The organism is Streptomyces sp. NPDC054847, from assembly GCF_053610925.1.
This window is the reverse complement of the sequence record NZ_JBSGZJ010000273.1, coordinates 1-9,698: the sequence shown is the minus strand read 5'-3', so window position 1 is coordinate 9,698 and position 9,698 is coordinate 1. Positions and strand designations below refer to the sequence as shown.

Sequence of the window (9,698 nt, the reverse complement as noted above, 5' to 3'; positions counted from 1 at the left end):
GTTCATGACCGCGGGCGGCGAGATGCCGGGCGGTCTGCTGGGCGCAGTGCGCCACACCGTTGACGTCTGGCGGAAAGGATTCGGTGACGATGACGACACGCATACCCGTGTTGTCGTCGGCCCCGGAGTGGCTGCGCCAACGTGGATCTTTCCGTATGTGGAACGTCCCATGAGCGTTTGTGTCCGGGCCGGGTGCCGACCGCTGTCAGCCGCCGATCGCCCTCCCCCGCGGGCGTCGGCCCGGGGTCCGGGTGCCGCACTCCCAGGACCCCGGCGCGCCGGGGTCCGTCACGGGGATGTGTGTCACACCGTCGGCCGGTCCGGGCCGATCCGGCTCCGTACGGCGGTCTGCACCTCGGCCTCCTCCGCCGGGTCGGCGGCGAGCCTGCGCAACCGGTCGGCGACGCGTACGTCACCCGTCTCCGCGTGGAGTGCGGCGACTTCTCTGGTGGTCTCCTCGCAGTCCCACAGGCATTCGACTGCGAAGCCGGTGGCGAAGGAGGGGTCGGTCGTGGCGAGGGCGCGGGCGGCGCGGCCCCGCAGGTGCGAGGAGGCGGTTTCCCGGTACACATGGCGCAGCACGGGGGCGGCGCAGGCGATGCCGAGCCGTCCCGCACCGTCGACCAGGGTCCACAGCCGGGGCGAGTCGGGCCCGTCGCCCCGCACGGTCTCGCGCAGGGCACCGAGGACGAGCTGCGCGTCGCCGGGGACGCCGCGGCAGGCGAGCACGCCGGCCGCGGAGGCGCCCAGGGCGTCGGGGCGGTGCACCCAGGCCCGTGCGCGGTCGACGGCCTCCTCGCCGCACATCCGCTCGAAGGCGGCTACGGCGGCTTCGGCGACGGTCCTCGAACCGGCACCCACCGCGGTCTCGATCAGGTCGAGGACGACGGCGTCGCGTGACTCGGCGAGGTAGTGGAGGGCGGTGCAGCGCGCGCCGTCCGGGCCGCTGCGGGCGGCTTCGACGATGGCGGGCCGGTCCTCCGGCCCTGCGACGGCGCTCAGGCACCGGGCTGCCGGGACGTGCAAGGCGCTGCCTCGCTCCAGTCCCTCGTCCGCCCAGTCCAGGACCGCCTGGACGCTCCAGCCGGGCCGGGGCCCGGAGGGCCGCATCTGGCGTTGCCAGCGGTCGAAGGAGCCCGCTTCCTGCGCTGCCTTGATCCTGGCGCCCACGCCTTCCCGCGCGTCCTCCGCCCACAGCCGCCAGGGCCGCGGTTCGAAGGAGTCCCGCACCGCGGCGGCCAGTTCGGCGTCGCCTTCGGGTGTCGCGGGGAACCGGGACAGGACGGGAACGGCGAGTGCCCGCAGCCCGGCGTCGTCGTCGCGGAGGGCGAGCTCGTCGAGCGCCCACGCCCAGTTGGCGCCGTTCCTCGCGTACTGCCGCAGCAGGGCGAGTGCGTCGCCCCTGCCGTAGGAGGCGAGATGGCCGAGCACCGCGAGGGCGAGACCGGTCCGGCACTCCTCGGTGTCGAGGTGGTCGTCGGCGTCGCACAGATGCCGTTCGATCTCCTCGAGGCTGCCGTGGAGATCGAGGTAGAGGCGTGCGTAGTAGAGGGAGCGGTTCTCGACCTGCCAGTCGTGGCGGGGGTCATTGAGCACGCAGTGGTTGAGGGCGGCGAGTGCTTCGGCCCGCGGGGCTGCGAGCGCGTGCAGCGTGCCGTCGCCACGGCCCCTCTGCAGCAGGCCGAGCAGGGTGCCGCTCGGCGCTATGACTGGATCGAACATGGAAAATGCCTCACATCAAGCTGTCGACGCAACCGGGGACTGTTGTGCCTAGGCCACGCAGCAGCATGCAGGGCCGCCCGTCGTCGTACGCCTCTTCCGCTTGGTGTAGACCATCTTCCTCTGCCTCTCTTCGGTGGCCCCAGGGGAAACTCCCGGTTGATGTCGTCCGGGATGGGGCTGACGTCATGATGACCCACCCATTTCGCCACCGCGACCACATTTACGGCGCCCCCCGCGGTGGCCCTCGCGGCTGTCCGTGAGCCGCTCAGCGGCCTTCGAACAGCTCCAGAAGATCCGCCTTCCCGAACATCCGCGCGGTATCCGCCGCGGACGGGGTGCCTGCGTGGGGGTCGGCGCCTCCGTCGAGCAGAGCGCGGATGACGGCGTCCTCCCCCTTGAAGACGGCGCCGGCGAGAGGGGTCTGCCCGCGGTCGTTGGCACGGTTCGGTTCTGCGCCGCGGGCGAGGAGCGCCTCCACGGCGGCCGCGTGGCCGTGGTACGCGGCGAGCATGACGAGCGTGTCGCCCTTGTCGTTGGTGAGGTCGGCCGGGACGCCGGCGTCGACGTACGCGGCGAGCGCCTCGGTCTCCCCCTGTCGCGCCAGGTCGAAGACCTTGGTCGCGAGTTCGATCACCTCGGGGTCCGGGACCTCACTCATCGGACGTACCGCCTTTCACCGTTTGACCTGGCCCGCACGGCAGGAGCAGCCGTACGAGTGAATCGACAGGGTACTGCCCGGCGGCCGACATGACGCGGCGCGGCGGTGGCAATGGATCCCGCCGCGGAGGCACTGTGCCGCGCGGTCCGGCCCTCTGCCCGCCGGGCAACGACCGGCTGTCCACCAGTGCAGTGAAATGCTCAGAATTTCACTCTTTTGCACCTTTTGTCGCATAGATACTTTCGGTAAGCCTGGAAGAACTCATGGTGACTGTCCCCTCACCCAGGAGAACCTCATGATTCTGTCCATGTCAGGCGTCGTGCTGCTCGGCATCATCGTCTTCCTCTTCTTCAGGAAGGACGGCCTCAAGGCCTCGCACGCGCTCGTCTCCGCGCTGTTCGGCTTCTTCCTCGCCGGCACCGCGATCGCCCCCAGCATCCAGGCAGGCACGACGAGCCTGGCCGGTCTGCTGGGCGGGATCAAGTTCTGACCGCCTGTCCCTTCGGCACCCACAGGAGACGATGTGGCCCGGCGTCCACTCCCCCGCATTCTGAGCAGCGGCAGCGCGCAGATCACCCGCAGCCGAGAGATCGCGCGCACGGCCGCCGACAGCGCCACGGACGTCCTCCATCCGCTGATCACGGTCTCCCGCGGTCTGCGGAAGCTTGCCGTGAAGGGCCGGCAGAAGTGGGCCGGCACCCCCAAGGAGCGGCGTGGTCCGACCCTGTTCCTTGTCGCCGCCTGCGTCCTGGTGGTCGCGCTCATCCCGTACGGGCCCCTGGTCGCCCTGATCTCGGTGATGGGCGCGGCCGCCTGGCAGGGCCGTGTCAGGACCCCGGTCAGGACCGGACCCGACGAGGCGGAGACCGCCCGGCTGCGGGCGCTGTACGAGGCACTCGTCCCGTACTTCTCCGTCCCCGAGGACCCGGCTCCGCTGTTCGCCCACGGCGGGGAGTGGGGCAAGGCCTTCAGTGAGTACGAGTTCGACGGCAACGGCCGCCTCACCCGGCTGCGCGTCACCTACCCCGCGTACTTCACCGACGGCGAGGATGCTGCCCGGGCCCGGATCGAGCAGTTGCTGCACGCGAAGTCCGGGCGCGGGCGCGAATACCTCTTCACCTGGGACGAGGAGGGCAACGAGCTCGTGATGAGCGTGCTGCCCGCCCTGTCCACCGGCATCGCCGCCCAGCGCTTCGTCACCGTCCCCGGCGAGACCGTCCTCGGCTTCACCGACGCCGACGCGGTCCAGCGCACGGTGCCGGTCACGACGGGCGACGGGACCGTCCAGGCGCCTCCGGTCGTCTGGCGCACCGGCCCCCGCTCCACAGAGCCCCACCTGCTGGCCGTCGGCGAACCGGGCAGCGGCACCACGACCCTTCTCCGCTCCATCGCCCTGCAGGCGCTGCAACACGGGGACGTACTGATCGTGGAGGGCAGCGGAACCGGCGAATACGCCTGTCTCACCGGCCGTGCGGGGGTCCTGGCCGTCGAATGCGGTCTCGCCGGCGCGCTGTCGAGCCTGGAGTGGGCCGCACACGAGACGGAGCGGCGGCTCATCGCCGCCAACCGGGCCCGGCAGGCCGGGCAGCCGGCCCCCGAGGACACCAGGCGGCCGCTGTGGATCCTGGTGGACCGGCCCGGCGTCTTCGGACACCTGGCCGCGGCCGACGGGCACATGGACCCCCAGGAGCTGCTGTCCGTGCCGCTGCGCCACGGGCGGGCCGCGCAGGTGACGGTGGTCGTGGCCGAGCAGTTCGACAGCGTCGGCGCGCTGACCGAGGCGGTACGCACGCACACCCGTGCCCGGGTGGTGCTCGGCGCGGCCGGTGCGGACGACATCAGGTCCGTGCTCGGGGAGACCCCGCGCTCCACGCCCGTCCCCGACGTCCCGGCCGGCCGGGGCTACGCACGGCTGGGCAACGGCCCGGTCCTGCGGCTCCAGGTCCCGGCGACGCCCGACCCGTTCGACGACGCGACGACGGAGGCCCACCGGCAGGCGGTCCTGGCCCTCCTGCCCGCCGGCCCGGGCACTCCGGAAGCTCCCCCGGCGCCGCCGGTGATCCCGGCGAAGCCGCTCTGCCCGCCCACGGTCCCGGCGGAACCCTAGCTAGGGCCTGGGCGGGCGGATCTTCGGGCCGGGCGATCACCCGGTCCGACGGCGTTGTGGAATGGCACCGGGGCGGCTACGCCACGAACGTGCGGGGGGCCTCCGTGCCCGTCGTCGCTCCCTTGGAGACAAGGCGCGCCGCCGCGGCGAGGCGGGCCGCCGCCTCCTCCGCCACCGGGCCGCCCACGGTGAACGGCAGTCGCACGTAGCCCTCGAAGGCGCCGTCGACCCCGAAGCGCGGCCCCGACGGCACCCGGACGCCGACGCGTTCGCCGACCTCGGCGAGGCGGGAGCCGGAGAGGCCGCCGGTGCGGACCCAGAGAGTGAGGCCGCCGCGGGGGACGTCGAACTCCCAGGCCGGCAGTTCCTTGCGCACCGCGGCGACGAGCGCGTCCCGGTTGTCACGGGCCTGCTCTCGACGGATGGACACGGCGTCGGTCCAACCACCGGTGCGCATCAGCCAGTTGATGGCGAGCTGCTCCAGGACCGGCGTGCCGAGGTCGGCGTACGCGCGGGCGGCGACGAGGGAGCGGATCACGTCGGGAGCGGCGCGGACCCAGCCGATCCGCATGCCGGCCCAGAAGGCCTTGCTGGCGGAGCCGACGGTGAGGACCGTGGAGCCCGCGGGGTCGAACGAGCAAACGGGCGGGGGCATCTCGATGTCGCGGTCGAGGTGCAGTTCCGACATGGTCTCGTCGACGACGAGCACCGTCCCGGCCGAGCGGGCGGCCTCGACCAGGGCCCGGCGCTGGTGCTCGTCGGCGAGCGCGCCGGTGGGGTTGTGGAAGTCGGCGACGACGTACGCGAGCCGGGGCGCGGCGTCGCGCAGCACCTGGCGCCAGCGGTTCAGGTCCCAGCCGGTGAGTCCTTCGGCCATGGCGACGGGCACGAGCCGCGCGCCGGCCTCGCGCATCAGCTGGAGGATGTTGGCGTAGGAGGGCGATTCGACGGCGATGCGTTCGCCCCGGCCGGCGAACAGGTGGCAGATCGCGTCGATGGCGCCCATGGCGCCGGTGGTGACCATGATCTGTTCCGGCATGGTCGGGATGCCGCGTTCCGTGTAGCGGTCGGCGAGCATCCGGCGCAGGGCGGGCAGACCGGCCGGGTAGTCGCCGTGGGTGTGGGCGTAGGGCGGCAGCTCCTCGAGGGCGCCCTGGACGGACCGGGTCAGCCACGGCTCCGGCGCGGGCAGGGCGGCACAGCCCAGGTCGATCATGGAGCCGAGCGACTCCGGTGGCAGGGGCTCAAGGCCGCGGGCGGGCAGCGGGTTCCCGGCGGGTACGGCGGTCCAGCTGCCGGCGCCCCTGCGGGACTCGAGGAAGCCCTCGCCGCGCAGTGCCTCGTACGCGGCGGCGACGGTGGTGCGGCTGACCGAGAGGGACAGCGCCAGTTCGCGTTCCGCGGGCAGCCGTGCCGCGACCGGCACGCGGCCCTCGAGGACGAGCAGGCGGATGCCGTCGGCGAGCGCGCGGTACGCCGGCGGCTTGCGGGTGCCGGGTCCCGCGGGGCGCGCCTGCTGGGACGTGAGCTGTCGGGCGAGCTGGGCCGCGCCCACGGCAGAAGTCCACTGCGTCATGGAAGTCGGTCCACCTTCCTCGAATTGGCCATGGTTGCCGGTCGTTCCATAGCCACAGAGTGTCATGCGTCAGTCCACGAACACCAGACAGGGGGCGCCATCGTGTCCGCGCATCTCACCCGCCGACTGCTTCAGCTGTACGTCGGCCTCGCGCTGTACGGAGCGAGTTCCGCCTTGCTGGTGCGCGCCGGGCTCGGTCTCGAGCCGTGGGGGGTGCTGCATCAGGGGCTGGCCGAGCTGACCGGGCTGACGATCGGCGTGGTGTCGATCATCGTGGGCGCCGTGGTGCTGCTGCTGTGGATACCGATCCGCCAGCGGCCCGGCCTCGGGACCGTGTCCAACGTGTTCGTCATCGGCATCGCCATGGACGCCACCCTGTCCCTCGTACCGCAGGTGACGACGCTCGTCGGGCAGGTCCCGCTGATGGTCGCGGGCATCGTGCTCAACGGCGCGGCGACGGGCCTCTACATCGCGGCCCGTTTCGGACCGGGCCCGCGGGACGGCCTGATGACCGGGCTGCACCGGCTGACCGGCCGCTCGATCCGGCTGGTGCGCACCGCGATCGAGGTCGCCGTCGTCGCGACCGGGTTCGCGCTCGGCGGTTCCGTCGGCATCGGGACGGTGGCGTACGCGCTGGCGATCGGGCCGCTGGCGCAGCTGTTCCTGCGCCTGTTCGCCGTCCGGGAGAAGGACGGACGCAGCACCGTGGTCGCCACCGGGTCACCCTCGCAGGCCATACTGCCGCGGTGACCCGCATACGCCACCCCTATCTGGACCACCCCGCGACCCTCGCCTTCGCCCACCGCGGCGGGGCGGCCGACGGCATCGAGAACACCGCGGAGGCCTTCCGCCGGGCCGCCGCGGCCGGATACCGCTACTTCGAGACCGATGTGCACACGACGTCGGACGGACGTCTCGTCGCCTTCCACGACACCACCCTGGACCGGGTGACCGACGCCAGAGGGCGGATCGCCGCCCTGCCGTGGAGCGAGGTACGCAGGGCGAGGGTGGCCGGCCGCGAGCCGCTGGCGCTGTTCGAGGAGCTGCTGGAGGAGTTCCCCGAGGCCCGGTGGAACGTGGACCTGAAGGCGGAGTCCGCGCTGGCGCCGCTGATGGAGCTGATCCGGCGGACCGCGGCCTGGGACCGGGTGTGCGTCGGCTCGTTCTCGGAGGCCCGGGTGGCCCGGGCGATGCGGCTCGCGGGTCCGCGCCTGGCGACCTCGTACGGGGTACGGGGCGTGCTCGGCCTGCGGCTCGGCTCGTACGGGATACCGGCGGCGGTGCGCAGCGGAGCGGTGTGCGCACAGGTGCCGGAGACGCAGGGCGGGATCCGCGTGGTGGACCGGCGTTTCGTGCGCGCGGCCCACCGGCGGGGCCTGCAGGTCCACGTGTGGACGGTGAACGACGCCGACCGGATGGCCCGGCTCCTGGACCTTGGCGTGGATGGCATCATGACCGATCATCTTGAGACGTTGCGCACGGTGCTGACCGACCGGGGAGTGTGGGTCTGATCGCGCCCGCGCGGCCGCGGGGGCACCGGCGTCTGCGACGGCATGAGCGAGGGGGCGCCGAGTGAGTGCGGACACGGCGGACAGCACCGAGGGCACCGGCGAGGACGACGGTGCCCGCAGACGCGAGCAACGAGGCTGGTACTTCTACGACTTCGCGTGCTCCGTCTATTCGACGAGCGTGCTCACGGTCTTCCTCGGGCCCTATCTGACGTCGGTGGCGAAGGCCGCGGCCGACGCCGAGGGCTTCGTCCATCCCCTGGGCATCCCGGTGCGGGCGGGTTCCGTCTTCCCGTACGCGGTGTCGGTCTCGGTGGTTCTCGCGGTGCTGATCATGCCCTTCGCCGGGGCGGCCGCGGACCGTACGGGCCGCAAGAAGCCGCTGCTCGCCGTCGCCGCGTACGTCGGGGCGGCGGCGACGACCGGAATGTTCTTCCTGGACGGCGACCGCTATCTGCTGGGCGCTCTTCTGCTGATCGTGGCGAACGCCGCGCTGGCCGTGTCGATGGTCCTCTACAACGCGTATCTGCCGCAGATCGCCGGGCCGGAGGAGCGGGACGCGGTGTCGTCGCGCGGCTGGGCCTTCGGCTACACGTCCGGCGCCCTCGTGCTGGTGCTGAACCTGATCGTCTACTCGGGCCACGAGTCGTTCGGCCTCTCCGAGGGCGACGCGGTCCGCATCTGCCTGGCCTCGGCCGGTCTCTGGTGGGGCGCCTTCACGCTGATCCCGCTGCGCCGGCTGCGCGACCGCAGGATCGCACCGTCCGGCGAGGGCGCGGTCGGATCGGGGTGGCGGCAGCTCGTCGCGACGCTCCGCGACATGCGCCGACACCCCCTCACCCTCTCGTTCCTGCTCGCGTACCTCGTCTACAACGACGGCGTACAGACGGTCATCTCCCAGGCCTCCGTCTACGGCTCGGAGGAACTGGACCTGGACCAGACCACCCTGATCACCGCGGTGCTGCTGGTGCAGGTGCTGGCGGTCGCGGGGGCGCTGGGCATGGGCCGGCTGGCCCGTTCGTACGGCGCGAAGCGCACGATCCTCGCCTCGCTCGCGGTGTGGACCCTGATCCTGGCGGCGGCGTACTTCCTGCCCCCGGGCGAGCCGCTGTGGTTCTACTGCCTCGCGGCCGGCATCGGACTGGTCCTGGGCGGGAGCCAGGCGCTGTCGCGGTCGCTGTTCTCGCATCTCGTGCCGCGGGGCAAGGAGGCGGAGTACTTTTCGGCCTACGAGATGAGCGACCGAGGGCTCAGCTGGCTCGGACCGCTCGTATTCGGTCTGGCGTATCAGATGTCGGGCAGCTACCGTGACGCGATCATCTCTTTGGTGATCTTCTTCGGAGTGGGATTCGTGCTGCTCGCGAGGGTTCCCGTGAGGCGTGCGGTGGCCGCCGCGGGGAACCCGGTACCGGAGCGGATTTAGACGCCTGAGTAAAAGGCCGGTAGTGTACGCCTTTGGCTTGCCAGGCGGACCGTTACTGCGTGCTGGAATAGTGAAATCAGTGGGTGACACTTTCTGTCAGATGTGACAAACCGGGCACTGGTGGGTACCCCAACCAATGGCAAAGCAGCGGCACGACGGGCGACGCATGACCCGGAACGGGAATCTTTACCGCCGACCGGACGTTGACCGGATGACGACGACAGCGACACCTGTCCTGTGGGCGACAAGCCCGGGAGGCACGATTCATGAGTGAGCGAGCTCTCCGCGGCACGCGACTTGTGGTTACCAGCTACGAGACGGACCGCGGCATCGACCTGGCCCCGCGCCAGGCGGTGGAGTACGCATGCCAGAACGGACATCGTTTTGAGATGCCGTTCTCGGTCGAGGCGGAGATTCCGCCGGAGTGGGAGTGCAAGGCGTGTGGCGCCCAGGCACTCCTGGTCGACGGGGACGGCCCCGAAGAGAAGAAGGGCAAGCCGGCGCGCACGCACTGGGACATGCTGATGGAGCGGCGCACCCGCGAGGAGCTGGAAGAGGTGCTGGCCGAACGGCTGGCGGTCCTTCGTTCCGGCGCCATGAACATCGCGGTGCACCCGCGCGACAGCCGCAAGTCCGCGTAGCGCGTTCAGGCGCGCGAAGCGAGCAGCACGAGAGCCGCGGCCGGCCCACACACCGTGTGGGCC

General features: G+C 71.8%; 9 protein-coding genes. 6 read left to right on the top strand and 3 right to left on the bottom strand.

Going from position 1 to position 9,698, the window contains the following annotated elements:
- Positions 1-303: 303 nt before the first annotated feature.
- Together ACWGH4_RS23650 and ACWGH4_RS23645 are read right to left on the bottom strand one after the other, a co-directional pair.
- Positions 304-1,722 (bottom strand): HEAT repeat domain-containing protein, encoded by a 1,419-nt coding sequence (locus tag ACWGH4_RS23650; protein ID WP_453464162.1) that lies wholly within the window; start codon positions 1,720-1,722, stop codon positions 304-306.
- 265 nt (positions 1,723-1,987) lie between these two features.
- The gene (locus tag ACWGH4_RS23645; RefSeq protein WP_441265234.1) at positions 1,988-2,380 is read right to left on the bottom strand and encodes an ankyrin repeat domain-containing protein; all 393 of its coding nucleotides are present in this window, start codon (positions 2,378-2,380) and stop codon (positions 1,988-1,990) included.
- A gap of 295 nt (positions 2,381-2,675) precedes the next feature.
- Between ACWGH4_RS23645 and ACWGH4_RS23640 the strand changes: the two genes are divergently transcribed.
- Both ACWGH4_RS23640 and ACWGH4_RS23635 read left to right on the top strand, forming a co-directional pair.
- Positions 2,676-2,870: a hypothetical protein gene (locus tag ACWGH4_RS23640; protein ID WP_005320068.1), complete on the top strand. Its 195-nt coding sequence runs from the start codon at positions 2,676-2,678 to the stop codon at positions 2,868-2,870.
- Positions 2,871-2,903: 33 nt separating this feature from the next.
- Complete coding sequence (locus ACWGH4_RS23635; RefSeq protein ID WP_453464159.1) at positions 2,904-4,487, top strand: hypothetical protein; 1,584 nt, start codon at positions 2,904-2,906, stop codon at positions 4,485-4,487.
- Between the two features lie 76 nt (positions 4,488-4,563).
- Here ACWGH4_RS23635 and ACWGH4_RS23630 read toward each other — a convergent pair whose 3' ends face one another.
- Positions 4,564-6,063: an SCO1417 family MocR-like transcription factor gene (locus ACWGH4_RS23630; protein WP_453464156.1), complete on the bottom strand. Its 1,500-nt coding sequence runs from the start codon at positions 6,061-6,063 to the stop codon at positions 4,564-4,566.
- Positions 6,064-6,093: 30 nt separating this feature from the next.
- Here ACWGH4_RS23630 and yczE point away from each other — a divergent pair, with 30 nt between their 5' ends.
- The 4 genes from yczE to ACWGH4_RS23610 all read left to right on the top strand — a co-directional run bounded on the left by yczE (position 6,094) and on the right by ACWGH4_RS23610 (position 9,635).
- Entirely contained in the window at positions 6,094-6,813 is a 720-nt protein-coding gene (gene yczE / locus ACWGH4_RS23625) for a membrane protein YczE (RefSeq protein WP_453464165.1), read from the top strand.
- The gene (locus ACWGH4_RS23620) at positions 6,810-7,574 is read left to right on the top strand and encodes a glycerophosphodiester phosphodiesterase family protein (RefSeq protein WP_441265237.1); all 765 of its coding nucleotides are present in this window, start codon (positions 6,810-6,812) and stop codon (positions 7,572-7,574) included. The genes yczE and ACWGH4_RS23620 overlap by 4 nt, the downstream gene beginning before the upstream one ends.
- A 61-nt stretch (positions 7,575-7,635) precedes the next feature.
- A complete protein-coding gene (locus ACWGH4_RS23615) occupies positions 7,636-8,994 on the top strand; it encodes an MFS transporter (protein ID WP_453464151.1) in 1,359 nt (452 codons plus the stop codon).
- A gap of 266 nt (positions 8,995-9,260) precedes the next feature.
- On the top strand, positions 9,261-9,635 hold the full coding sequence (locus ACWGH4_RS23610) for an RNA polymerase-binding protein RbpA (RefSeq protein WP_003959706.1): 375 nt from the start codon (positions 9,261-9,263) through the stop codon (positions 9,633-9,635).
- Positions 9,636-9,698: the final 63 nt, after the last annotated feature.